A 24013-nucleotide genomic window follows, 5' to 3' on the forward strand; every position below is an offset into this window, starting at 1 on the left:
TAAGGAGCCACCATGTCCGGATCCCGCATCACCTTCCTCCAGGGCCAGGCCGCCCAGGGCGCCGCGCTCGCCCGGATCGCCGCCCGCGTCCGCACGCAGCTCGCGTCCCCGGAGCTGGCCGCCCTGCGCGGCGCCCGCCGCCCCCTGTTCACCGGCATCGGAGCCTCGTACGCCGCCCTCGCCGTCCCCGTGCAGCAGCTGCGCGAGGCGGGGGTGGTGACCCAGCGGGTCCTGTCCAGCGAGATCGAGACGGGCACCGGAGGCTTCGAGACCGACTGCCTCATCGCCGTGTCCCAGGGCGGCCGCAGTTCCGAGACCCTGGCCGCCTTCCAGTGCGCGGCCCCGGGCATCGTGAGGACCGCCCTGCTCAACGTCGTGCCGTCCCCCCTCGGCGCACTCGCCGACCTCACCGTCGACCTGGGCAACGAGCCGGACTCCTACGCCTCGACCATCGGCTACACCGGCACCGTCGTGGCCCTCGACCTGATCGCCGGGGCCATCGCAGGGCGGGACGGCGACCCCTGGGCCGACATCGAGGAGCGCATCGGCGGGGTCCGGCTGCAGGCCGTCGCCGCCGTCGCCGGTCTGCGCGAGCGCGGCGCCCGCTGCGTCGCCTCCGACGGAGTGGCGGCGGGCGCCTCCCGGGCCTCGGCCGAGGAGGGCGCGCTGCTGCTGCGCGAGGTGGTCCGGATGACCGCGGCCGCCTCCGCCACCCGCAACTACCTGCACGGGGAGATGGAATCCGCGGGCAACACCCTGCACCTGGTGTACGGCGACAGCCGCGAGATCGAGCTCGCCCGCGCGCTGGCCGCCGCGGGCCACCTCACGCTCCTGATCACCACGGCCGACGTCGACATCGCCGAGAACCTCTTCGTCGTCCGCCTGCCGCGGACCGCCGACGCGGTCCGCGTCGTCCTGGAGACCGTGGTCCTCCAGGAACTGGTGGCCCAGCTCAGCGCGGAGCGGGACGTACCGATCGAATCCTTCGTCTTCGCCAACGACGACACGAAGGAGGGCGGCCTCGACATGTCCGACTTCGAGGTGGCGGCCCACTCCCCGGTCGGCTGAGGCCCGGCCCGCCCTGAGATCATCCGGGGCATGGACATGGACGACGCACTGCGGGAACTGGCCGCCGTCGGGCCGTTCTTCGCCGTGCCCCACGGCAAGGAACCGCCCGGGCCCGGCTTCCGGCCGCTCACCGCGCTGTACGGGGAGCACCTCGACCCGTGGGTCGGCGAGGTGGGCCGCCGGATCGGCAGCGGTCCCGACCGGGTGGCGGCCTCCACCGCCCAGTTCGGGATCGCCTCGCGGCTGTGGTCGATCGGCCTGGGCTGCGCCGCGCTGACGGGTCGGGTACCGGACCTGGCCGCCGACCGGGTCCGGTGGCGGCTTCCCGACGCGGGCTCGATGGAACTGTGGCTTCCCGAGCCGGGCGAACTGCCCGCCGACGCGCTGGGGGAGACCGTCCTCGGAAACCTGGACCTCCTGGAGACCCCGCTGCGCGAGCGGTTCGGGGTGTCGGTGAAGGTCCTGCGCGGCAACGCGGCATCCGGACTCGTCGGAGCCCTGCGCGTCCTGCTCGACCGGGTCGAGGGCGGCCCCGCGGTCGACCTGGCCGGCGCCCTGCTCGCCGACGGCGGCGCACTGGCCGGCAGCGGCACCTTCATCCACGAGGAGGGCTTGGGCGTGGCCTTCGTCCGGCGCAGCTGCTGCCTCTACTACCAGGTCCCTGGGGGCGGCTTCTGCGGCGACTGCGTCCTGCGCACGCGGCGGCGCTGAGCCCGGTACGGGCCCGGGCCCCGGTCGCCGTGCGACCCGCTGCGCGGCCCGCGCGCCTGCGTGAAACGACGCGGGCCACCGGGGCGCAGTGGCACTGCTCCCCGATGGCCCGGCAGCATCCAGCAATGCTGCGATGTCGTCACCGACCGGCCGGAAGAGGCGTCGAACCCTTGGGCCCCACGCCTCCCCGGCCCCCGGACCTGCTAGAAGGTCAGGTTCCAGGCGTCGATCTTGCCGGTGTCGCCGCCGGCGTTGTCGTTGACGCGCAGCTTCCAGGTGCCGTTCGCGACCTCGGAGGAGGCGTTGACGGTGTAGGTCTGGTTGATGTTGTCGGTGCTGCCGCCGGCGCGGTTGTGGACCGTGTAGACGGAGCCGTCGGGCGCGATCAGGTCGACCTTCAGGTCACCGATGTAGGTGTGGGCGATGTTCACCCCGACCTTGAGGGCGGCCGGGGCGTTGCCGGTCACCCCGCTGACCGCGATGGAGCTCTCGACCGTGGTGTTGTCACCGATGGCGACGTCGGCCGTGTTCTCGAAGTACTTGCCGGGAGGCGGGGTGGACCCGACCGCCTTCAGGGCGTCGACCTGACCCTCGCCGAAGAAGCCGTTCTTGGCGGTGGTGCCCTTGCAGCGGCTGTCCGACGGGCAGGCGACGTCGTTGGCCTGGGTGGCCAGCTTGTCGCGCAGCTGCGCCGGCGTGATGCCCGGGTTGGTGCTCACCAGCAGCGCCGCCACACCGGCGACGTGCGGGGAGGCCATCGAGGTGCCGCTCATGCTGCCGTACTTGCCGCCCGGCAGGGTGCTGTAGATGCCGGTGGCGTCGCCGCCGGGAGCCGTCACGTCGACGACGTTCAGGCCGTAGTTGGAGTACGAGGCCTTGGCGGTGGTGCCCATCGCCGAAACCGTGACCACGCCCGGGAGCTCGGTCGGGATGTCCAGGCAGGCGTTGGTGATGGTGCGGGTGACCGGCGTCGAGTCGTTCGGGCTCTCGGTGTCGGTCGTCTTGTTGGCCAGGTCCAGGTTGCTGTTGCCGGCCGCGGCGACCTGGAGCGAGCCCTTGCTCTCCGCGTACTCCTGGGCGCGCTTGACGCCCTCGATGATGGCGGCCTGGTCGGCGTTGTCCGGGCAGTTGAACTGCCACGGGTCGGTGTAGTAGCTGTTGTTGGTGACCTTGAAGCCGTGGTCACCGGCCCACATGAAGCCGCAGACGGTGTTCTCCGCGAAGAAGAGCGAGGTGCCCGGCTCCGCGATGCGCACCGAGGAGATCTTCACGCCCGGGGCGACACCGATGACGCCCTTGCCGTTCTTGGCGGCGGCGACCGTACCGGCCACGTGGGTGCCGTGGGTGCCCACGTCCCGCCAGGAGCCGGTGCGGGTGTCGGCCTTGCCGTACGCGCAGGACGCGGAGTCCGCCGCGTTGAAGTTCGGCGCCAGGTCCTGGTGCTGGTCGTCCACACCGGTGTCCAGGATGCCGACCTTGACGGTCGCGGAACCGGTGGTGACGGCCCAGGCCTGGTCGGCCTTGATCTGCGTCATGTCGACGCGGACCGGCTCGCCCGCCGGGGTGCTCGACTGCGCCGGATTGGCGGGCAGGGCCGGGTTGTAGGCGTCCGCCGGTACGTCCGACGTACGGGTGGCGCCGACCTGCTGGACGCCGCTCACGCCGCGCATGGTGCCCGCGAAGGAGGCGGAGGAGGAGTGGGCGACGATGACGCCGATGGCGTCGTAGTTCGCGAAGACCGTGCCGCCGTTGGCGGTCACGGCGTTGCGCACCGCCGTGCTGTCACCGGGAGCGGTGATCACCAGGTAGGAACGGGTGCCGGCAGCCCAGGTCGCACTCTGGGAAGCGGGCGCCGCGGACTTGGCCATGGCAGCGGGGGCGGACGGGGCGGGGGAGACCGGGTCGGTGCCCGCGAACGCGGCGGGGGCTCCGAAGACGAGGGCCGCACCGAGTGCGGTGGCCAGCGCCAGGGTACGTCGAGGTCGGCTGGATATGTGGGGTATCAATGCGTCCTCCGATGACCCGGTGGCGCTGATGGCGCCTACCGGGCCGTACGAAACGAGTGGTGGACGCAAGATGTCAGACGCGCGGCCCCGTAGGGAAGTACCTTTTACCGCAGCAGAATTGGCGGCCCCATGGCTGAAAATCGCCGTCGACCGGGCGGGGCACCGTGGGGGCGAGCCCTGCCCGGCCGACTTCGGCGGATTCGTACCGGACGTACCGGTCGTCGCGGCACGAATCCCGAACCGGAGGCGCGGCGGCTACGCCGGTACGCCGTCCTTGGTGGCCGACCGGCTGTCGTCGCCGGATGTGTCCGGCCGCTCGGACAACGGTGCGGGCAGGGGGGTTTGCGGTGCGCCCGGCTCCGGGGCGTGGTCGTCCACGAGCGTGGACTCGTCGAAGGGGGTCCGGCCCGCGAGGACCTCGGTGGCGCGCTCGTGGTCGAACTCCTTCGTCCACGTCCCGATCAGGACGGTGGCGATCGCGTTGCCCGCGAAGTTGGTCAGGGCCCGTGCCTCACTCATGAAGCGGTCGATCCCGACGATCAGGCCCACTCCGTCGACCAGTTCCGGCCGGTGCGACTGGAGGCCGCCCGCGAGCGTGGCCAGGCCCGCCCCGGTGACCCCGGCGGCTCCCTTGGAGGCCACGATCATGAACAGCAGCAGGGAGATCTGCTCGCCCAGCGCGAGCGGTTCGCCCATGGCCTCGGCCACGAACAGCGACGACATCGTCAGGTAGATCGCGGTGCCGTCCAGGTTGAAGGAGTACCCGGTCGGGACGGTGATCCCGGTGACCGGCCGGGACACGCCGAGGTGTTCCATCTTGGCGATCAGCCGCGGCAGGGCCGACTCCGAGGAGGAGGTGGAGAGGATCAGGAGGAACTCCCGGCCCAGGTAGCGCAGGAGCGCGAAGACGCTGATGCCCGTGCAGACCCTGAGCAGCGTGCCCAGGACGACGAAGACGAAGAGCGCGCAGGTCAGATAGAAGCCGATCATGATGACGGCCAAGGACTTCAGCGCGTCGACGCCCGTGGCCCCGACCACCGCCGCGATGGCGCCGAAGGCTCCCACCGGAGCCACCCACATGATCATGGCGAGGATGCGGAAGACCAGCTTCTGCACGTGGCCGATGCCGCGCAGGAGCGGCTCGCCGGCCGTCCCCATGGCCTGCAGCGCGAACCCGCAGAGCAGCGCCACCAGCAGCGTCTGGAGCACCTCGCCGCCGGTGAAGGCCGAGACCAGGGTGGTCGGGATGATCCCGAGCAGGAACTCCGGAGTGCTCTCCGCCCCGCCCGCCTTGGCCTGTGCCTCGCCGGCGCTGCGCACCGCCTCGGTCAGGTGCAGGCCGCTGCCTGGCTCCAGCAGGTTGCCCACGAGCAGCCCGATGGCCAGGGCGACCGTGGACATGACCATGAAGTAGCCGAGGGCGAGTCCGCCCACGGCCCCGACCTTGGCGGCCTTGCGCACCGATCCGATGCCCAACACGATCGTGCAGAAGATCACGGGCGAGATCATCATCTTGATGAGGTTCACGAAGCCGGTGCCCAGCGGCTTGAGCTCCACGGCCACGCCGGGCGCGGCGAAGCCGACGGCGATGCCGAGGAGCACCGCGGCGATCACCGCGATGTAGAGGTAGTGCGTCTTGTCGCGTCTGGCGGCCACGTCGCCTCCTGGTGGTGAATGCGTTCCGGGAGACCATCGCCCAGCATGTGACCCCGGTCACCCTTGCGTTCATTGAGTTCACGGCCGGGTGCACACTGAGCGCCATGTTCCGCTTCCCTCGACCGCCCCGGAGCCTCGCCGGCCAGCTCTTCGTGATGCAGGTCCTGCTGGTCGCCGTCGTCGTCGCCGGTTGTGCCGTCCTCGCCTGGGCCGCCGCCCGAGGCCAGGCAGAGGACGCCGCCCGACGGCAGGCCCGGGCCGTGGCCCGGGCCGTCGCCGACTCGCCGTCCGTGCAGGAGGCCGTCGGCGCCGCCGCGCACGGGGCCGACCCCACCGCCGCGCTCCAGCCCTATGCGGAGCGGGTGCGGACCGACTCGGGGGTCGACTTCGTGACGATCATGACCCCGGACGGGAGGCGCTGGACCCACCCCGACCCGCGCCGCATCGGCGAGCGCTTCCTCGGCAACACCGCCCCCGCGCTGCGCGGCGAGACCTTCAGCGAGACCTACACGGGCACCCTCGGCCCCTCGATCCGCGTGGTCACCCCGCTGGCCGACCGGGACGGCCGGATCACCGGCCTGGTCAGCGCGGGCATCACCGTCCGCGCGGTCAGCGACCGGCTGGCGGCGCAGCTCTCCGCCCTGGCCTGGTGGGCGGCCGGGGCACTGGCCCTCGGCGCGGTGGGTACGTACGTCGTGAACGCCCGCCTGCGCCGTCACACCCACGGCATGAACGCGGCCGAACTGAGCCGGATGTACGACTACCACCAGGCGGCCCTGCACGGCGTCCGGGAGGGGCTGCTGATGCTCGACGGGCAGCGCAGGATCACCCTCATCAACGACGCGGGCCGCGAACTCCTCGACCTGCGGGACGAGGTCACCGGCACGGGAGTGGCCGACCTCGGACTGCCCGCCCCGTTGACGGGCGCCCTGCTCTCCGACCGGCCCCGGGTCGACGAGGTGCACCTCAGTGCCCGACGGGTACTCGTCGTCAACAGCTCGCCCGTCGCCGGCGGTGGCCGCCGGGGCACGGTGGTGACCCTGCGGGACCACACCGAACTACAGTCGCTCACCGGTGAGTTGGACCAGGAGCGGGGGTTCACCCAGGCTCTGCGCGCCCAGGCGCACGAGGCGGCCAACCGGCTGCACACCGTCGTCTCCCTCATCGAACTGGGCCGCAGCGACGAGGCGGTGGACTTCGCCACCGCCGAACTGGAGCTGGCCCAGGCCCTGACCGACGAGGTGGTCACCGCCGTGGGCGAACCGGTGCTGGTGGCCCTGCTCCTGGGCAAGGCCGCGCAGGCGCACGAGCGCGGCATCGAGCTGGTCGTCACCCCGGACAGCGGGGCCGTCGACGGGGCACCGGGGATCCCGCCCGCCCGGGACCTCGTCACGGTGCTCGGCAACCTGATCGACAACGCCGTCGACGCCCTCACCGGGGTCCCGGGAGGGCGTATCGCGGTCACCGTGCGCCGGGAGGCGGGCGGGCTGTTCCTCCGGGTCGCGGACAACGGCCCCGGGCTGCCCGAGGGGGTGGACGTGTTCCGGCGCGGCTGGTCCGGCAAGGGGGAGGGACGCGGGCTGGGTCTCGCGCTGGTCCGACAGGTGGCGCACCGCCACGGAGGCGAGGCGGACGCCGCGGTCGGCACCTCGGGGTACGGGGCGGAGTTCACCGTACGACTGCCTTCGGCCCCGGAACCGGAACCCCGGTCGGAACACCGGCTGGGCCCGGATCCCCAGTCGAATCCGGACCCGCAGCCGCATCCGGACCCACGACAGGTCCCGGACCCGGCCCCGGAGCGGGCCGGTCCGGGCGCGGATGCCGATCAGGAGTCGCGAGCGGCGGGCGGTGCGACCGTGCGGATACCGGGTCAGCGGCGCGGTGGGGAGGGACCGGCATGAGCGCCCCGAAGGTGCGGGTCCTCGTGGTCGAGGACGATCCGGTGGCCGCCGACGCGCACGCGCTCTACGTCGGCCGGGTTCCCGGTTTCACCGTCGTCGCCGTCGTCCACACGCTCGCCGACGCCACCCGGACCCTGGAGCGCACCCGGGTCGATCTGCTGCTCCTCGACCTCACCCTGCCGGACGGCAACGGGCTGCGTTTCGCCCGCGGACTGCGTGCCTCCGGCCACCCCGCCGACGTGATCGCGGTGACCTCGGCGCGGGACCTGGCCGTGGTCCGGGAGAGCGTCTCCCTGGGCATCGTGCAGTACGTACTGAAGCCCTTCGCCTTCCCGACCCTGCGCGAACGGCTGCTGCGCTACGCCGAGTTCCGCGCGTCGGCGGGCGAGGCGGCCGGTCAGGACGACGTGGACCGGGCGCTCGCCGCACTGCGCGCGCCCGGTCCGGCGGAACTGCCCAAGGGGCTCAGTGCCCCGACCCTGGACCGGGTCGCGGCCCTGCTCCGCGCGGCGCCCGAGGGGCTCACCGCCGCGGGGGCGGCCGAGGCGGCCGGGACGTCCCGGATCACCGCCCGGCGCTACCTGGAGCACCTGGTGGACACCGGCCGTGCGGACCGGGCCCCCCGGTACGGCCAGGTCGGCCGCCCCGAACTGCACTACCGCTGGCTGCCCGCCGCGACGGGCTCGGTGTCGAACGTGTAGAACTTCCGGTGGTCCAACATGTCGGCCGGGGTCACGTCGTTCCACGGCCGCATCGTGTCGCGCAGGTCCACCACGTTCGGCGTGCCGGCGGCCGGGAGGTACGTGGACTGCGGGTGGCGGGTCTGCCAGTCCGCCCACAGCTTGTCGATGAAGGCGTGGTGCATCCAGAAGACGGGGTCGTTGGGGGAGACGCCGGTGGCCATCTGGCCGCCGACCCAGACGTGCACCCGGTTGTGGAGGTTGGCGCCGCGCCAGCCCTCCAGGTTGTTGCGGAAGCCGTTCGAGGAACTGTTCCAGGGGGCCATGTCGTAGACGGGCATGGCCAGCACGGCGTCCACCTCGGCCTTGGTGGGCAGCTCGGCGACCCCGGTGCCCAGGGCCCGGCGCAGGTAGTTGCGCCCGTCCACGCGGACGTTCACGTCCCACTTGCCGGTCGAGTAGGCGAACGGTCCGTCGATGACCTGTCCGTCACGGGCCCGGCCGGTGCCGCCGAGGAAGTCGGCGGCCCAGAGGGAGGAACGGGTGGTGCGGTCGACGCTCCAGTCCCAGTACGGGATCGCCACGCTCGCGTCCACGGCCTGAAGCGCCGCCTCGAACTCCAGCAGAAAGCGGCGGTGCCAGGGCAGGAAGGACGGGGAGCGGTGCCCCACCCGGTCGCCCGAGTCGGTGTCGCTCATGATGAACCCGTTGTGGGTGGTCACGAAGCGGTCGTAACGGCCGGTGCGCTTCAGTTCGAGCAGCGCGTTGGTGAAGGCGCGCTTCTCCTCGGTGGTCAGCGCGGCCTGGTTCTTGCGGACGGTCATGCCGCGCCTCCCATCGGTGCGAACGGTGCGAGGGCGGCGCCCTGGAGCTCGCGCACGGCGGCCCGGGCCAACGAGGTCGGATCGGCGAACGTCTCGTAGTGGTTGACCACGCTGATCCAGGTGCCGTCCGCGTTGCGCATGACGTGCAGCTCGCGGCCGTCTATGCGGACGGTCGGCATGCCGGGGGAGTGGTGACCGCCGTGGTGGCCGCCCTGGCCGGGGGTTATTTGGATGCGGCGGCCCTTGTACACCTCGTCGACGGTGCCGGCGGGGGTGGCGGCGGCCCGGGAGTCGGTGGCGGCTGCGTGCGTGGTGGCGCCCGCGAGGCCGAGGACGGTGAGTGCGCCGGCAGTGGTGCCCAAGGCCTGCCGACGGGTGATCTTGTTCATGGCCGTAGAACTATCAGGGCAGCGCGGGCAGTTGGCCGCTATCCGGACATCACCCGATAAGTTTCATATAAAACGAATGGGCCGATCTTCCCGTCCCGCGCGACTCCGGGGGCTGTGACGGGAAGATCTACGGGGTTAATGCTACTGGTCAGTAATTCTTGCGGCCGAGCCGGGTTCCTATGGGCGGGGTCACATCGCGGACTCGGCCGGAAGAGGTGACGCGAACCTCCGTCGAGGGAGTCGGGTTCGTTGCAGTTCGCACCGTATAGTCCGGATATGGCTCTTCATGAGACGAAGGACGCGCAATCCCGGGACGCCGACGTGGACGTGTTCGCGTCCGTCCTGAGCGGCCAGATCCTTCCGAAGTTCCGCATGCCCGACGAACCCTCGCCCTCCGAGGTCGTCTACTCGCTGCTCCACGACGAACTGCTCCTCGACGGCAACGCAGCCCAGAACCTGGCCACCTTCTGCACCACCTGGTCGGACGACGGCGTGCACCGCCTGATGAACGAGTGCCTCGACAAGAACATGATCGACAAGGACGAGTACCCGCAGACGGCCGAGATCGAGGCCCGCTGCGTCAACATCCTCGCCGACCTCTGGAACGCCCCGGCCGGCACCGCGGGCACCGGCTGCTCCACCACCGGTTCCAGCGAGGCGGCCATGCTCGGCGGCCTCGCCCTCAAATGGCGCTGGCGGGCCCGGCGCCGGGCGGAGGGCAAGCCCGCCGACCGCCCCAACCTGGTGTGCGGCCCCGTGCAGATCTGCTGGGAGAAGTTCGGCCGGTACTTCGACGTCGAGCTCCGACAGGTCCCCCTGGAACCCGGAGCCACCGGACTGCTCCCGCACCAGCTCGCCGCCCACGTCGACGAGAACACCATCGGGGTCGTCGCCATCCTCGGCGTGACCTACACCTGCGACTACGAGCCCGTCGCCGACCTCTCCGCCGAACTCGACCGGATCCAGGCCGAGCACGGCTGGGACGTACCCCTCCACGTGGACGCCGCCAGCGGCGGCTTCGTCGCCCCCTTCCTCCACCCCGACGTGGTGTGGGACTTCCGGCTGCCGCGCGTGGCCTCCATCAACACCTCCGGCCACAAGTACGGCCTCGCACCACTCGGCGTCGGCTGGATCGTGTGGCGCACCGCGGACCTGCTGCCCGCCGACCTCGTCTTCGACGTGGACTACCTCGGCGGTGACATGCCGACCTTCGCCCTCAACTTCTCCCGCCCCGGCGGCGAGGTCATCGCCCAGTACTACCTGTTCCTGCGCCTGGGCCGTGAGGGATACCGACGCGTCCAGCAGGCCTGCGCCGACACCGCCCGCTACCTGGCCGGGCAGATCGCCGACATCGGAGCCTTCACCCTCCTCTACGACGGGGACGGCGCCCTCCCCGCCGTCTCGTACACGCTCGCCGACCCGGAGGGCGCCGGCTTCACCCTCTACGACCTCTCCGACCGGCTGCGGATGCGCGGCTGGCAGGTGCCCTCGTACCCGCTGCCCGCCGACCGCCAGGACACCGTCATCCAACGCGTCCTGATCCGCCACGGGGTGACCCGGGACCAGATCGCCCTGCTCGTCGCCGACCTGCGCCGGGCCGTGGAACACCTCGCGGCCCACCCGCAGCCGGTCCCCGCGACCGAACCCCGGTCCGGCTTCCACCACTGAGGCGCGTCACCCCCGGCGCACGGCCCGGATCATCGGGACGCCGACCAGCGCATACCGAGGGCGGTCAGGGCGGCAGCCCGGTCCGGGGCGAGGTTCCCGGCCCGGGCACGCTGGTTCGCGATCCACGCGCCGAGCCGCACCTCGTGGCCGCCGACCGGCTCCACGTGCGCACGGGGCACCCGCAGGTGCCCCTCCCGGGCGTGGAACTCCCGGGCGGCCTCCAGGTGCTCGGTCCAGGCCACCGCGTGGCTGCGGCGCGGCGCGGGACGTTCCGCGGCGGCCGCGCGGGTGAGGCCCAGCGTGTGCTCAAGCAGCCACCGCTGGGCCGACGCCAGCCGGTCCCAACCCAACCGCTGGGCCCGGACCCACTGGCCCAGGTCCTCGCCCTGGACCACCACGCGGCCCGGCTCCGCGGGCAGCCGGCCGCCCGCCTCCAGATGGGCACGGGTCAGCAGGAACGCCCGCTGCCAGCCGATGTCCCAGGCAGGACACCAGGAGGGATCGATCTCCTCCAGGGCCTCCCGCCGCTCCTGCGACAGCGCCCCGGGCCCCTCCCGGCGGGCGGCCGCCCGATTGTTCTTGACCCACACCCCGACGGGAACCCCGCGCCAGGTCGCCTCCACGGGCGGCAACAGGTGCCCGTGATCGGCGGCCCATGCCCGGGCCGCCGCGAGGCCCTCCTCGAAGGCCACGTCGAAGTGGTTCCAGACCATGCCGAGTTCGTCCAGCTCCAGCGTCCGTTCCCGACCCAGCGCGCCCCTGCGGTACGTGCGCCGGGCGTCGGCGATCCATTGGCCGAGCGGGAACCCCGCCAAGGCCGCCGGCGTCCCCTCCGCCTCGGGGACCTTGTAGGCGAACGGCACCTTCAGGTCCCCGGTCGCGGCCGTGTAGAACCGGGCCGCCTCCGCGCCCCGCCGCCACCGCGTGTGCTCCGGGTTCAGCACGCGCAGCCGGATGAACGCCGCCAGCAGCGCCGGGTCGTGGGGCCGGGAAAAGCTCAACAGGGCCTCGGCCCCCGGCCCGGGACCGGTTCCCGCCCCCGACGTACCCGGGGGCACCGGCGAGCGACTCGGTGACTGGGGCTGGGCCAGCGCCTCCACCAGCCGCGAGTCGTGCGCCCGCAGCGCTTCCAGCAACCGCGCGAGGTCGCCGTACGCGCGGGAGGTCAGCATCGAATCGGGGCTCTCGCCGGGGCCCAACAGCACCGGCACGACGAGAGAGGCGACCTTCCCCTCACCCGGGCGGATCCGCAGCGCCCGGCCGACCGCCTGCACCAGGTCGGGCATGGAACCGCGGACGTCCGCCCAGAAGACGGAGTCGCACTCCTTGGTGTCCACGCCCTCGCCCAGCACGCGCACGCTGCCCAGGAAGGCCTTGTCGGCGATCCGGTCGTCGGCGAACGCCTCCAGCACCCGGCGACGGTGCCCCGCCGTGTGCTGCCCGCCCAACCAGTCCGCCCACACGGTGCGCGGGTATGCGGGCAGCGGGGCCCGGCTCGTGGCCCGCAGTCGCGCCGCGACCGCGGGAAGGCCCGCCGCGAAGGCCTCGGCCTCCTTCGTCAGGTGGTGGAAGACCAGAGTCCGCCGGAACCCCTGGTCCGCCGCGGCCTTCACCAGCGCCGCCTGCAACGCCGCCAGCCGCATCCCGCGCACCTCGTCGGAGCGTCCGTCGGTACCCAGCAGCAGCGCCGGACGGAACCCCGGATCCGAGACGTCGACGCACACGACGCGGTAGGGGGCGCAGATCCCCCGGTCGATGGCGTCCGACAACGAGAGGGTGTGGCAGCGCGCGCCGAACGGCCCCAGCGGATCGTCCTCCATCGACGCCACGAGGCTGCCCCCGCCCCGCAGGCCCTCGCCGCCGATCTGCTCCTCGCCGTCCTCCCCGTCCTCGCCGTCGCGCCACACCCGCGGCGTCGCCGTCATGTACAGCCGCCGGAGGGACGCGATCCGGGTGTTGTCGTGCACCACCGCCCACGGCTTGCCGATCCGCCCGGAGGTCCGGTGGGCCTCGTCGACGACGATCAGGTCCCACGACGGCAGGGCCGCCCCGTGCGCCCGCTCGATGGTGCCCAGGCCCAGCGAGGCGTACGTGGCGAAAACGGTCACCCGCTGCGCGGACCCGCCGGCCCATCGGGCCAGCTCCGCGGGGTCGGTGGTCGTCGGCAGGCCGACGTCCTCGCCGCGCAACGAACACACGGCGAAGGCCCGGCCCGTGCGGCCCCCCTCGCGCCAGCCGACCACCGTCTGCACCAGCAGGTCCAGGGAGGGCACCAGGACGAGCACCCGGGTCGCCCGCAACTCCTCGGCGGAGCGCACCGCGACGAGGGACTTGCCGGACCCGGTGGCCATGATCACCTGAGTCCGCAGGCCCCGCTCGGGCACCCGACCGTCCGCGGGCATTTGCAGCGCGCGCACCACGGCGTCCACGGCTTCGCGCTGGTGCGGCCGGAGTTCCTTCCTCGCCACCAGCCTCACCCCGCCCGCTCTCATCAGCCCCTTTGGTTCCAGGTCCTATCTTGCCCGGATTCTGAGTCATGGAGGGGATTGAGGGTGAGTGGGCCCCGGGGACCGCCCGGGGCCGGTTCGTCGAACTCCCGTCGTCGCCCGCAGGGCGGCCTCGCGTCGTCCGGTGCGTGCCGGACGGGAGCGTGGCGAAGGGGTTCTAGCGGGCGCCGAAGTTCTGCGTCCACCAGGGGCCGCCGGCGCCGGGCTGCATGCCCACGCCGAGGTCCTTGAAGGAACAGTTGAGGATGTTCGCGCGGTGCCCCGGGCTCTTCATCCAGGAGTCCATCACCGCCTGGGCGGTCTGCTGCCCCTTGGCGATGTTCTCGCCGTACGTCGACCAGCGGTACCCCGAGGCGGTCGTCCGGGCCCCCGGGTCCGCCCCGTCGGGGTTGGTGTGCGAGAAGAAGTTCCGCTGCGCCATGTCCGCCGAATGGGCCTGCGCGGCCGAGCGCAGTTGCCCGTCGTCCTTGAGGGGGCCGCAGCCGGCGGCCGCCCGCTCGGCGTTGGCCAGGGCCAGGACCTGGCCGACGACACCCTGCGGGGCGGGCGCCGGAGCCGGCGCGGCGGCCTTCGTGGTCGGCGGGGTGCTACGGGTCGGCGTCGGGGCGGACGAGGAGGACTTGACGGCGGACGGCGACGGCGACGCGGACTGCGAGGCGGAGACGGACGGGGAGGGGGGCGCCGATACGGAAGCCGAAGCGGAGGGGGACGCCGATACGGACGAGGACGGGGCGCCGGTGTCGGGCGCCGACAGGGCCGCCAGCGGGGAGGCGGGCGTGGCGCCGGTCGCCTCGGTGTCGCCCGAACCGGGAAGTGATCCCAGGTAGACCAGGCCGCCGCCCGCGACGCAGGCGGCGATCACGGCGCCGCCGATGGCCCGGCGTCGGTTCTGGCGCCGCTTGCGCAGCGCCCCGCGGCTGCCGGCCGGGTCACCGCCGGTGCCGGTGCCGGTGCCGGTGCCGGTGTCGCCCGTCCGGCGGCGCGCGGCGCGACCCGGTCCGGACACCACCGGGGTCAATTGGGTCGCCGCGTCGGCGAACGAGGCCGCCGCGACCGGGGTCCAGCCGGCCGAAACGGCCGACCGTACGCCCGCCAGCAGCGCGGCCGTGACGGGAACCAGGGCCAGGCCGGCCAGCAGGCCCTCCGCGGGCACCAGCCCGTTCCACAGCCCCGAGCAGCGCAGGCACTCGCGGGCGTGCCGGGCTATTCGCTTGCGCCACAGGGCCGAGGGCCGCCCGTCCCAGCCGGCCGTCATCGAGCGCAGCCCGTCGCACGGGGGCTGCGCCTCCAATGCCCGCTCCACGACCCGGGCGGCCTCCAACTGCGCCTTCATCCGCTGCACCCGGACCGCGGTGTGCTGCGGAGTCAGCTCCAGCGCCGTGGCGACGTCGGCCCGCGTGACCTCCCCGGCGCACTCCAGCCACCACAGGGACAGCAGCGCCCGGTCGTCGGGCTCCAGCCAGCGCGTCGCCCGGGCGGTCTCGCGGCGCTGACCCGACAGGTGGAGCCGTACGACGGTCAGGTCCGCGAAGTCGGCGCCCGGGTCGGCGACGTCACCGGCCTCCTCCAGCCCGCTCTCGCCGAGGCCGTTGCTGCGGGCCTGCCAGTGGGCCCGGATCCGGTTCATCGTGATCGCGACGAGCCAGGAGCGGAAGCTGTCGTCCGACCGGAGGGCGCCCAGCCCGTCGAGCGCGCGCAGCATGGTGTCCTGCACCACGTCGTCCACGTCGCAGGACCCGTTCAGGGCCCGACCGACGATGTTGTAGACGAGCGGCAGGTGGGCGCTGACGAGCTCGTCCTGCGCGCGGGGATCGCCCGCGCGGGCCGCTGCCACCAGTGCTGCCGTGTGCTGTGTGCTCATGTGAAAGTCCCTGTCCGTACCGGCGGTCGATGATGCCCAATAACTGGGAGACCGTCGAGAGGGGCCCCGATAACACTTATCCGGAAGAAGTTTTCGGCGCCACTTCCGCGCCCCCGCCGGAGCGACCCGGGGGCGACCCACCGGCGGCTCGGGGCGGTCACAGCAGGGGGGGCAGCGCCTCCGCGGCGGTGCGCAGGGCCGGGGCGTACGCCTCGATCTCCTCGCGGGAGACCAGGAACGTGACGGTGGTCACCGAGACGCCGCCGAGCGGGCGACCGTCGGCGCCGAGCACGGCCGCGCCGATGCAGCGGATCGTCGGCTCGTTCTCCTCGTCGTCCACGGCGAACCCGCGGTCCCGCACCGCCTCCAGTTCGGCGGCGAGGGCCCGTGTGTCCGTCAGCGTCCGCGGGGTGCGCCCGGGCAGTCCGGTGGCGTCGAGCAGTTCCCGCAGTTCCTCCGGGGGGAGGTGGGCGAGGACGGCCTTGCCGATCGCCGTGGTGTGCAGCGGCATTCGCATGCCGATCCGGGAGGCGGTACGGAAGGGTTGGCCGCTCTCCAGCTTGTGGATGTAGGTGATGGTCTCGCCGCTGTGCAGGGCCAGGTGCACCGTTTGGCCGGTCGCCAGCCGAAGCTCGTCCAGGATCTGCTGGACGCTCGCGGGCTCCCCGCCACCGACCACGGCGGACAGCCCGCGCAGTCGGGGGCCCACCCCGTAGCGACCGTCGCCGTCGGAGCGGACGAAGCCCTGCTCGACCAGTGCCGCGAGGATGCGGAAGGTGCTCGACTTGGGGACCGCCGCCGCCGTCATGACGTCCGTCAGCCGGTGCGGCCCGCCGGGCGCGGCGACCGCCTCCAGGATCCGCATCGACTTCTCCAACGCCGACCCGGCCGCCGACGTACGGCCGCCGGACCGGGGGGAGGGGCCGCTGGGGTCGCCCGGAACGGCGGGGCCGTCCGCGTGCGTCGGATGGGTCGACGGTGCTCGCTCCGTTGACACGCGGGCTCCCTGGGTGTGTAAGGTCTGGACCACTGAGTTCCATTACACGATATGCAGTTCCGCTACGTGGAACAAATCGGGGGGTCCGATGTCCTGCCATCCGTACGCGGTGATGGCCGCCCAGCGCCTGCTGCCGGTACTGCGCGACCCCGGCCCGGACGAAGCCGTCCGCCGCACCGGAGCCCTGCTCGCAGCGGGATGCCGAGCCGTGGAGCTGACCACCTCCACCCCCGGCTGGGCCTCGGCCGTCGCCCGCACCGCCCCGCTCGGCGACGCGCACGGCCGCCCCGCCCTCATCGGCGTCGGCACCGTCACCACCGCGGCCCAGGCGGAGGAGGCCCTTGCCGCCGGCGCCGGCTTCCTGATCTCCCCCTACCCGGCCCCCGAGGTGCGCGAGTTCGCCGCGCGACACGACGCCGTGTTCGTGGAGGGCGGCTTCACCCCCGGTGAGATCGCCTCCGCCGCCCGCCACGCCGGAGCGGCCAAGGTCTTCCCGGCGCACGTGGGCGGTCCCGGGTTCATCCGCTCCCTCAAGGCCGTGCTCCCGGACGCGCTGCTCGTCCCCACCGGCGGCATCCGACCGGGCGAGGTCCGGGAGTGGCTCGCCGCCGGAGCGAGCGCCGTCGGCATCGGCGGCGGCCTGCCCGACGACCCGGCCGAGCTGGCCGCCGTCTTCGCCGAGCTGGCCGGACCGTGCTGCGCCGACTGCGCCCCGGAGCGCTGACCGTGCCCCCCTTCCCGCGCTACGACGTCCTCGTCCTCGGCGAGGTCCTGGTCGAGATCCACACCGACACCGCCCCGCGCGAAGCGGTCGACGGCACCCCGGCCCGCATCTCCTACTCCGGCGACGCGCTGAACGCCGCGGCCGCCGCCGCGGCCGCCGGAGCGCGCACCGCCCTGCTGGCCGTCGTCGGCGACGACGACCTCAGCGTCCCGCTGCTGCGCCGCGCCACCGAACTCGGAGTGGACGTCTCCCACGTCCGCCGGGCGCCGCGGCCCAACGGCGCCTACCTGCTCTGCGCCGACACCGAGGGCGAGCGCGAGTTCGTCTACTGGCGCACCGCGGGCGCCGGCTCCACCCTCGCCCCGGCCCACGTCGACGGCTGGCGAAACCTCCTGGCCCGTACCCGCTCCCTGATCACCAGCGGGATCACCGGAGCCCTCTCCCCGACCGCCCGGGAGGCCGTGCTGGACGCCGCGCGGACCGTCCACGCGGCCGGCGGCCACCTGACGTACGACCCCAACTACCGGGCCCGGCTGACCGGACGGGACGAGGCCCGGGAGCTCCTGGCCCGGATCGCCCCGCTGACGGGGCTGCTCAAGACCTCCTGCCCGGCGGACGCCCTCGCCCTGGTGGACACCGACGATCCGGTCACCGCCGCCGCCCGCTGCCGCGCCCTGGGCGCCCGGGCCGTCGCCGTCACGGCCGGCGCCGGCCGACTGCTCCTGGACGACGGCACCGGGCCGGTCCACCACCCCGTCCCCGTCAACCCGGACCCCGTCGACGCGACCGGCGCAGGGGACTGCTTCACCGGAACCGCCACCGCCCGCCTCGCCCTCGGCGACACCCTCGCCGACGCGGTGGCACACGGCGCGGCGGCCGCCTCCCTGTCGGTGTCGGGCCGGGGCGGCACGGGCCGCGTCCCCGCCTTCGCCGAGACGGCGGCGCTGGCCGCGGCCCACCGGCGGGCCGTGGGGGAGTTCGAGGGCGGGCCGTAGGTCCGCGAGCGGGTGGGCCCGCGTCGTGTACGGGAGCCGCTCCGTGAACCGGCTCGGGGCCGGGGCGCCGCCGAACAAGCAGGAGACGCCGCGGGCCGGTCGGCCGCCCGCGGCGTCGAGTTCCCCGTGCGCGGACGTCACGTGGTGGGCGCCGCCGGGCCGGTGCGATGTTCGCGGCCCGGCGGCGCCGGTGCAGGGGGCCCGATCGGCCCGGGGCCCATGGGGCCCAGGACCCATGGGCCGGACCGACCGTCAGCGGCCGCGCAGGCCCCGGTCGACGGCCTTCGTCAGCTCACCGTCGGTGGTGTCGCCGTCCAGGGACCAGAACATCGCGCCGCCCAAGCCCTTCTCGCGGACGTACTCGCCCTTCGCGCGCAGGACCTGCGGGTCGTCGTACGTCCACAGGGTGGTGCCGTCGAACAGCCACGCGTGCCCGCCGCGCCGGTCACGGTGGACCTTGTAGGTCCCCGAGTCGGCCAGCTTCTTCAGGGCCTTGTAGTCCTCGTACCCGGCCGCCCACGTCGCCGGCGCCGGGCCCGTCGCCGGCTGCCCGATGCCGTCCCCGCCACCGCGGACCCCGGTCCAGCCCTGCCCGTAGAACGGCATGCCGACCACCAGTTTGTGCGCGGGCGCACCCCGGTCCCGCCAGGCGCGGACCGTGCCGTCCACGCTGAAGTCCTTCCGGGCGTACAGCGCCGACTGCTGGGCGGTGTTCTTCTCGCCCGACACGTGGAAGTCGTAGCCCTGGAGGTTGACGAAGTCCAGGTCGCGCATGATCCGGCGGACGTCGAAGCCCGCGTCGATCTTCGCGGGTGCGGTCGGGACGAAGGCCGTCAGCTCGTACTTCCGCTTCTGCGCGCGCCCGTGGGCGTCGAGCTGCGTACGGAACTCCTTGACCAGCTCGGTGAAGTTGCGCTTGTCCTCGGGCCGGAACTTCGTGCCGGTGTTCGCCTCGGACCCGGGCCACTCCCAGTCCAGGTCGATGCCGTCGAAGACCCCTGCCGCGGCTCCCGCCCCACCCCGCGCGCCGTCCTGCGGCAGGTTGCCCTTGATGTACAGGTCGATGCAGGACTGCACGAAGGCCTTGCGGGAGGCCGGGGTGAGGGAGGCGTCCGAGAAGTGGGTTGACCAGCTCCAACCACCGAGCGAGATCAGCACCTTGAGGTTCGGATGCTTGGCCTTGAGCTCCTTGAGCTGGTTGAAGTTGCCCGCGAGGGGCTGCTCGGCCGTGTCGGCGACCCCGTCGACGGAGTTCGCGGCGTCCAGGGGGCGCGCGTAGTCCGCCCAGGCGTCCGCCTGGCCGGCCACGTTGCCGGTGAAGCACTTGCCGTCGGCGCTGACGTTGCCGAAGGCGTAGTTGATGTGCGTGAGCTTCCCGGCCGTACCGTTCGCGTCGAGGTCCTGGACCTGGAAGTCACGCCCGTAGACGCCCCATTGGGTGAAGTACCCGACCTTCTTGTACGTGCGGCCGTGACCGGCGGTGTCGCCCTGCGCGCCGGTCGCGGCGGGCGCGAAGGCGGTCAGCAGGGAGAGGGAGCAGGCGGCGACGACGAGTCTGCCGATCGTGCTGCGGCGCATGGGCTTCCTTTGCGGATCCGGGGAGTGGTGCTCCTGGGCCGTGCGTAACGCGTGCGCTGTGCAATCCGGAAACTATTGGTCTGGACCATCTGGGTCAAGGGGGTGTCCACCTCGGATTACACCCGTCGGGGGGTCCGTCCGAAATTCATCGTTCACGGCCCTGGGCACCTCATGAGCTCCTCGCTACCCTCCGCGCATGATTTCCACGGTGGTCTGGGGCACGGGCAACGTAGGCCGCGCGGCGATCCGCGCCGTCGAGGCCCACCCGGCGCTCAAACTCACGGCAGTGATCGTCCACAACCCCGGCAAGGTCGGCCGCGACGCCGGCGAACTCGCCGGACTCGACTACCCGTTGGGGGTGGTGGCGACCGACGACATCGAAGCGGTGCTCGCCGCCCGACCCGCCGCCGTCGTCTACGCGGCGTCCGGCGACGTCCGCCCCGACGACGCGCTCGCCGACCTGGTGCGCGCCATATCCGCGGGCGCGGCCGTCGTCAGCCCCGCCCTGTACCCGCTCTACGACCACCGCAACGCCCCGCCCGAATTCCGCGACCCGGTGCTCGCCGCGGTCGCGGAGGGCGGCGGTTCCCTCTTCGCCTCCGGCGTCGACCCGGGCTGGGGGAACGACGTCCTGCCGCTGCTCCTCAGCGGCCTCGGCTCCACCATCGACGTGATCCGCTGCCAGGAGATCTTCGACTACTCCACGTACGACCAGCCGGACTCGGTCCGCGACCTCATCGGCATGGGCCGGCCGATGGACTTCGAGCCCATGATGCTCATGCCCTCGATCCCCACCATGGTGTGGGGAGGCCAGGTCCGGATGATGGCACGGGCCCTCGGCGTCGAACTTGACGAGATCCGCGAGACCTCGGAGCGCCGGGCCCTCGACACCACCGTCAGCACCCGCACCATGGGCGAGTTCGAGGCCGGAACGCAGGGAGCCATCCGCTTCGAGGTCCAAGGCATCGTCGAGGGCGAGCCCCGCATCGTCATCGAACACGTCACCCGCATCCACGCCTCCTGCGCCCCCGACTGGCCCACACCGCCCGACGGCGCAGGCGCCCACCGCGTGGTCATCGAAGGACGCCCCCGCATCGAGGTCACCATCGAGGCGACCGACGAGGGCGAGAACCGCTCGGCGGGCGGCAACGCCACCGCCGTCGGCCGGCTGGTCGGAGCCATCGACTGGCTCGTGGCCGCCGAACCCGGACTCTACGACGCGCTCGACATCCCGCTGCGTCCCGCAGTCGGCAAACTCGGAAGGAAGCAGCCGTGAACATCGACATTCCCGAGGGCCAGCACCCCATCGAGTACGTGTGGGGGGACATGGTCCCCGGCATCGGCATGGCCGCCGCCAACTTCTCCCTCTCCGTCTACGCCCACACCACCCTGGGCCTGCGGGAGTTCGAGGCCGCCCGGCTGCGCATCGCGCAGATCAACGGCTGTGTCTTCTGCCTCGACTGGCGCACCGACCGGGACGGCGAGAAGGTCGAGGAGGAGTTCGCCGACGCGGTCTCCGAGTGGCGCACCACCAAGGCCTTCGACGACCGCACCCGGCTGGCCGCCGAGTACGCGGAGCGCTACGCCCTGGACCACCACAACCTCGACGAGGACTTCTGGGAGCGGATGACCGCGCACTACAGCCAGTTGGAGATCGTCGAGCTGAGCATGAGCATCGGATCCTGGCTCGCCTTCGGACGTCTCAATCACGTCCTGGGCCTCGACAGCGTCTGCATGCTGCCGGGCACCTGAGCCGGTTCGGGGCGACCGACGTGGAGCGGGGCCGGCCGGAGAGTCCGGCCGGCCCCGTCGTCGTCGGACCCCCGCTAGAGGTCCGTGGCGATGATCTTCTCGATGTTGCGTTCGGCGAGCGCGGTGATCGTCACGAACGGATTGACGCTGGTGTTGCCGGGGATCAGCGCTCCGTCGATCACGTACAGGCCGGGGTGCCCGTGCAGGCGACCGTAGTTGTCGGTGGCCTTGTTCAGCACCGCACCGCCGAGCGGGTGGTAGGTGAGGTGGTCGCCCCAGATCTTGTTCAGGCCGAAGAGGTCGGTCCGGTAGATCGTCCCCTCCTTCGAGTTGATCTTGTCGAAGATGCTCTTCGCCATGTCGATGGACGGCTGCTTCCAGGAGGTCTGCCAGTTCAGGCCCACCTTCTGCGCGGCGGCGTCCCAGGTGAACTCGCCGCGGTGCGGGTTCTTCGTGATCGACAGGTAGAACGAGGCGTACGTCTCGATCCCGGTCGGCAGCGGCGCCACCTCGGCGAAGGCGCCGCCGGCGTCCCAGTTGTCGATGCCCCCGCAGGGGATGGATGCCTGGACCTTCCCCGTCGCGTCCCACATGTGGTTCGCGCGGCCGCACATGACGTTGCCGTTCTCGCCCCAGCCCTTGCCGATCTCGTTGTTGAGGTTCGGCAGCGCTCCCGTGGCCTTCAGCTTCACGAGGAGCTTGCTCGTGCCGACGCTCCCGGCCGCGAAGAACACCTTGGCGGCGACGACGCTCTTGGTGGCGATCGTGGCGCCCGTGGTGTCCAACTGCTCGATGACGACCGTGTAGCCGCCACCGGCCGAGGGGGAGACGGTGGTGACCCGGTGCAGGGGCGAGATGCTGACCTTGCCGGTGGCGCGGGCCGCGGCGATGTAGGTCTGCTGGAGGGACTTCTTGCCGGCGTTGTTCCCGTAGAGGATCTCGCCCGCCACCGCGGACTTGGGGACGGTGCCGGCCACCTCCTTCTTCATGTAGTCCCAGTCGTATACGTCCGGGACGAAGACGAACGGGAAGCCGGAGCGCTGGGCGTGCTTGCGGCCGACGCGGGAGAACTGGTAGCAGTCCACGGTCTCGAACCAGTTGGGGTCGATGAGCCCGACCCCCAGGCCGGCGTTGGCCCGCGGGTAGTAGGTGTCGTACATCTCGTCGGCGTTCACGGACGGCAGGATCGAGGCGAAGTTCTGCCGCTTGGGGGTCACCGCCATACCACCGTTGACGAGCGAGCCGCCGCCGACGCCGCGCCCCTGGTACACGATGATCCCGCCCATCTCCTCGGCGTCCAGGATGCCCGTGTACTTCGGGACGTCCTTGTCGATCGGGAAGCCGAGGAAGTTGCTGAGCGGTGCCTTCGTCCGCGTGCGCAGCCAGTAGGACCGGTAGTCCGGCTTGGTGGTGTTGGCGAAGATCTTCCCGTCGGTGCCCGGGGTGTCCCAGGCCATGCCCATCTCGATCATGTGCACGTCGACGCCCGCCTGGGCGAGGCGCAGCGCGGCGACGGAGCCGCCGTACCCGGTGCCGATGACGAGGGCCGGGACGCGGGCCCCGGACTCGATGGGTGTGTTCGCGACGGCGGTTCCCGCAGAGGCCCCGGCATGGGCCGGAGTGGCGTTGACCGCTAGGGCCATGGCTCCAAGAATAGAACCAGTTCCAGCGATAAACCCGCGACGCGAAACACCGTTGGATACCTTGCTGTTCAGGCCTTTGTCACTCATGTGACGTTCCTCACTCTCGACGGAGTGAGAACAAGTTCTACTGTCGGGTGGCTGGTAAGTCACTACATACGTCGAGGTAACTTGTGACTGATTCCGGTTGCTGCGGGTCGTCCGGACCGGCGATACGCAGGCCGCCGGTGTTCGGCAGGTGGGTGGCGGGCGCGCGGAGGCGGTGACGGGCGGGGCGCGGGCGGGATCCCGGTAGCCTTGACGGATGCGGGTACTTGAAGCGGACGACCCCCGGGCCATCGCCGTCACCACCGCGATTCGCGGCGGAGACCTCCCGGAACTGCGACGGTTGTTGGGCGCCGATCCGGGGCTCGCGACCACCCGGATCGTCCGGCGCGGCGAGGCCGCGGGGGAGCGAAGCCTGCTGCACATCGCGACCGACTGGCCCGGCCACCACCCGCGCACCGCCGAGGTGATCCGTACCCTCGTGGCCGCCGGTGCGGATCCGGCGGCACGGTTCGTGGGCGCCCATGAGGAGACCCCGCTGCACTGGGCCGCGAGCAACGACGACGTCGCGGCCGTGGACGCGTTGGTCGAGGCCGGCGCCGACATCGAGGCCCGGGGCGGCGTGATCGGCGGCGGTACCCCGCTGGCCGACGCCCGGGCCTTCGGCCAGTGGCGGGCCGCCCAACGGCTCCTGGACCACGGGGCCCACCCGGACCTCCACGACGCCGCGACCCTGGGCCTGCTCGACCGGGTCGCCGCTCTCCTCACGGCCTTCCCCGCACACCCGGACGACATCACGAGCGCCTTCTGGAGCTCCTGCCAGGGCGGACAACTGCCCACGGCCCGGTACCTGCTGTCCCGAGGCGCGGACATCAACTGGATCGGCCACGACGAGCTGACCCCGCTCGATGTGGCTCTGACCGGCGCGGATCCTTCCCTGGCCGACTGGCTTCGGACTCAGGGCGCAGTCACCCGGGCCGAAATTTCATCCGGTTGACCCCCGGAAACATG

At 72.4% G+C, this 24013-nt stretch carries 19 protein-coding genes; 10 read left to right on the top strand and 9 right to left on the bottom strand.

The window, feature by feature from the left end; genetic code table 11:
• Positions 1–12 precede the first annotated feature (12 nt).
• Both ACZ58N_RS16050 and ACZ58N_RS16055 read left to right on the top strand, forming a co-directional pair.
• Positions 13–1068 carry an SIS domain-containing protein gene (locus tag ACZ58N_RS16050; protein WP_471159519.1) on the top strand — a complete coding sequence of 352 codons (1056 nt, stop codon included), beginning with the start codon at positions 13–15 and terminating at the stop codon, positions 1066–1068.
• Positions 1069–1098: 30 nt separating this feature from the next.
• Complete coding sequence (locus ACZ58N_RS16055; RefSeq protein WP_471159521.1) at positions 1099–1779, top strand: (2Fe-2S)-binding protein; 681 nt, start codon at positions 1099–1101, stop codon at positions 1777–1779.
• Between the two features lie 203 nt (positions 1780–1982).
• Here ACZ58N_RS16055 and ACZ58N_RS16060 read toward each other — a convergent pair whose 3' ends face one another.
• Positions 1983–3785 (bottom strand): S8 family peptidase, encoded by a 1803-nt coding sequence (locus ACZ58N_RS16060; protein ID WP_471159523.1) that lies wholly within the window; start codon positions 3783–3785, stop codon positions 1983–1985.
• A gap of 255 nt (positions 3786–4040) precedes the next feature.
• Positions 4041–5441 (bottom strand): cation:dicarboxylate symporter family transporter, encoded by a 1401-nt coding sequence (locus tag ACZ58N_RS16065; RefSeq protein ID WP_471159525.1) that lies wholly within the window; start codon positions 5439–5441, stop codon positions 4041–4043.
• A 104-nt stretch (positions 5442–5545) separates the two neighbouring features.
• Between ACZ58N_RS16065 and ACZ58N_RS16070 the strand changes: the two genes are divergently transcribed.
• Complete coding sequence (locus ACZ58N_RS16070; protein WP_471159527.1) at positions 5546–7342, top strand: sensor histidine kinase; 1797 nt, start codon at positions 5546–5548, stop codon at positions 7340–7342.
• Positions 7339–8043 carry a response regulator gene (locus ACZ58N_RS16075; protein ID WP_471159529.1) on the top strand — a complete coding sequence of 235 codons (705 nt, stop codon included), beginning with the start codon at positions 7339–7341 and terminating at the stop codon, positions 8041–8043. Before ACZ58N_RS16070 ends, ACZ58N_RS16075 begins: the two co-directional genes overlap by 4 nt.
• Here the strand turns inward: ACZ58N_RS16075 and melC2 are convergent.
• Positions 7998–8846 carry a tyrosinase MelC2 gene (gene melC2, locus ACZ58N_RS16080; protein ID WP_471159531.1) on the bottom strand — a complete coding sequence of 283 codons (849 nt, stop codon included), beginning with the start codon at positions 8844–8846 and terminating at the stop codon, positions 7998–8000. The two genes, ACZ58N_RS16075 and melC2, sit on opposite strands and share 46 nt — an antisense overlap.
• Positions 8843–9235 carry an apotyrosinase chaperone MelC1 gene (gene melC1 / locus ACZ58N_RS16085; RefSeq protein WP_471159533.1) on the bottom strand — a complete coding sequence of 131 codons (393 nt, stop codon included), beginning with the start codon at positions 9233–9235 and terminating at the stop codon, positions 8843–8845. Before melC1 ends, melC2 begins: the two co-directional genes overlap by 4 nt.
• A 276-nt stretch (positions 9236–9511) precedes the next feature.
• Here melC1 and ACZ58N_RS16090 point away from each other — a divergent pair, with 276 nt between their 5' ends.
• Positions 9512–10903: a glutamate decarboxylase gene (locus ACZ58N_RS16090; RefSeq protein ID WP_471159535.1), complete on the top strand. Its 1392-nt coding sequence runs from the start codon at positions 9512–9514 to the stop codon at positions 10901–10903.
• A 29-nt stretch (positions 10904–10932) separates the two neighbouring features.
• Here the strand turns inward: ACZ58N_RS16090 and ACZ58N_RS16095 are convergent, their stop codons facing one another.
• The 3 genes from ACZ58N_RS16095 to ACZ58N_RS16105 all read right to left on the bottom strand — a co-directional run bounded on the left by ACZ58N_RS16095 (position 10933) and on the right by ACZ58N_RS16105 (position 16268).
• Positions 10933–13371, bottom strand: coding sequence for a helicase associated domain-containing protein (locus ACZ58N_RS16095; protein ID WP_471159537.1), 2439 nt, complete (start codon positions 13369–13371; stop codon positions 10933–10935).
• Positions 13372–13567: 196 nt separating this feature from the next.
• Entirely contained in the window at positions 13568–15271 is a 1704-nt protein-coding gene (locus ACZ58N_RS16100) for a sigma-70 family RNA polymerase sigma factor (protein WP_471159539.1), read from the bottom strand.
• 157 nt (positions 15272–15428) lie between these two features.
• A complete protein-coding gene (locus ACZ58N_RS16105; RefSeq protein WP_471159541.1) occupies positions 15429–16268 on the bottom strand; it encodes an IclR family transcriptional regulator in 840 nt (279 codons plus the stop codon).
• 88 nt (positions 16269–16356) lie between these two features.
• On the opposite strand from ACZ58N_RS16105, the gene ACZ58N_RS16110 reads away from it, so the two are divergent.
• Together ACZ58N_RS16110 and ACZ58N_RS16115 are read left to right on the top strand one after the other, a co-directional pair.
• Complete coding sequence (locus ACZ58N_RS16110; RefSeq protein WP_471159543.1) at positions 16357–16992, top strand: bifunctional 4-hydroxy-2-oxoglutarate aldolase/2-dehydro-3-deoxy-phosphogluconate aldolase; 636 nt, start codon at positions 16357–16359, stop codon at positions 16990–16992.
• Positions 16993–16994: 2 nt separating this feature from the next.
• On the top strand, positions 16995–17987 hold the full coding sequence (locus ACZ58N_RS16115; RefSeq protein ID WP_471159545.1) for a PfkB family carbohydrate kinase: 993 nt from the start codon (positions 16995–16997) through the stop codon (positions 17985–17987).
• Between the two features lie 252 nt (positions 17988–18239).
• On the opposite strand, the gene ACZ58N_RS16120 is transcribed toward ACZ58N_RS16115, so the two are convergent.
• Positions 18240–19565, bottom strand: coding sequence for a glycoside hydrolase family 18 protein (locus ACZ58N_RS16120; RefSeq protein ID WP_471159547.1), 1326 nt, complete (start codon positions 19563–19565; stop codon positions 18240–18242).
• Between the two features lie 196 nt (positions 19566–19761).
• Between ACZ58N_RS16120 and ACZ58N_RS16125 the strand changes: the two genes are divergently transcribed.
• Positions 19762–20841 carry an NAD(P)H-dependent amine dehydrogenase family protein gene (locus ACZ58N_RS16125; RefSeq protein WP_471159549.1) on the top strand — a complete coding sequence of 360 codons (1080 nt, stop codon included), beginning with the start codon at positions 19762–19764 and terminating at the stop codon, positions 20839–20841.
• 50 nt (positions 20842–20891) lie between these two features.
• Positions 20892–21317: a carboxymuconolactone decarboxylase family protein gene (locus ACZ58N_RS16130; protein ID WP_471160122.1), complete on the top strand. Its 426-nt coding sequence runs from the start codon at positions 20892–20894 to the stop codon at positions 21315–21317.
• 74 nt (positions 21318–21391) lie between these two features.
• Here ACZ58N_RS16130 and ACZ58N_RS16135 read toward each other — a convergent pair whose 3' ends face one another.
• Complete coding sequence (locus tag ACZ58N_RS16135; protein WP_471159551.1) at positions 21392–23047, bottom strand: GMC oxidoreductase; 1656 nt, start codon at positions 23045–23047, stop codon at positions 21392–21394.
• Positions 23048–23261: 214 nt separating this feature from the next.
• On the opposite strand from ACZ58N_RS16135, the gene ACZ58N_RS16140 reads away from it, so the two are divergent.
• The gene (locus ACZ58N_RS16140) at positions 23262–23999 is read left to right on the top strand and encodes an ankyrin repeat domain-containing protein (protein WP_471159553.1); all 738 of its coding nucleotides are present in this window, start codon (positions 23262–23264) and stop codon (positions 23997–23999) included.
• The last annotated feature ends 14 nt before the right edge of the window (positions 24000–24013 follow it).

It is taken from the genome of Streptomyces sp. NPDC040432 (assembly GCF_055595445.1).

Coding starts and splice junctions, on each gene's coding strand:
- ACZ58N_RS16120 (WP_471159547.1), bottom strand. CDS start 19,565: ATGCGCCGCAGCACGATCGGCAGACTCGTCGTCGCCGCCTGCTCCCTC.
- ACZ58N_RS16125 (WP_471159549.1), top strand. CDS start 19,762: ATGATTTCCACGGTGGTCTGGGGCACGGGCAACGTAGGCCGCGCGGCG.
- ACZ58N_RS16075 (WP_471159529.1), top strand. CDS start 7,339: ATGAGCGCCCCGAAGGTGCGGGTCCTCGTGGTCGAGGACGATCCGGTG.
- melC2 (WP_471159531.1), bottom strand. CDS start 8,846: ATGACCGTCCGCAAGAACCAGGCCGCGCTGACCACCGAGGAGAAGCGC.
- ACZ58N_RS16050 (WP_471159519.1), top strand. CDS start 13: ATGTCCGGATCCCGCATCACCTTCCTCCAGGGCCAGGCCGCCCAGGGC.
- ACZ58N_RS16100 (WP_471159539.1), bottom strand. CDS start 15,271: ATGAGCACACAGCACACGGCAGCACTGGTGGCAGCGGCCCGCGCGGGC.
- ACZ58N_RS16110 (WP_471159543.1), top strand. CDS start 16,357: ATGTCCTGCCATCCGTACGCGGTGATGGCCGCCCAGCGCCTGCTGCCG.
- ACZ58N_RS16090 (WP_471159535.1), top strand. CDS start 9,512: ATGGCTCTTCATGAGACGAAGGACGCGCAATCCCGGGACGCCGACGTG.
- ACZ58N_RS16135 (WP_471159551.1), bottom strand. CDS start 23,047: ATGAGTGACAAAGGCCTGAACAGCAAGGTATCCAACGGTGTTTCGCGT.
- ACZ58N_RS16130 (WP_471160122.1), top strand. CDS start 20,892: ATGGTCCCCGGCATCGGCATGGCCGCCGCCAACTTCTCCCTCTCCGTC.
- melC1 (WP_471159533.1), bottom strand. CDS start 9,235: ATGAACAAGATCACCCGTCGGCAGGCCTTGGGCACCACTGCCGGCGCA.
- ACZ58N_RS16140 (WP_471159553.1), top strand. CDS start 23,262: ATGCGGGTACTTGAAGCGGACGACCCCCGGGCCATCGCCGTCACCACC.
- ACZ58N_RS16055 (WP_471159521.1), top strand. CDS start 1,099: ATGGACATGGACGACGCACTGCGGGAACTGGCCGCCGTCGGGCCGTTC.
- ACZ58N_RS16070 (WP_471159527.1), top strand. CDS start 5,546: ATGTTCCGCTTCCCTCGACCGCCCCGGAGCCTCGCCGGCCAGCTCTTC.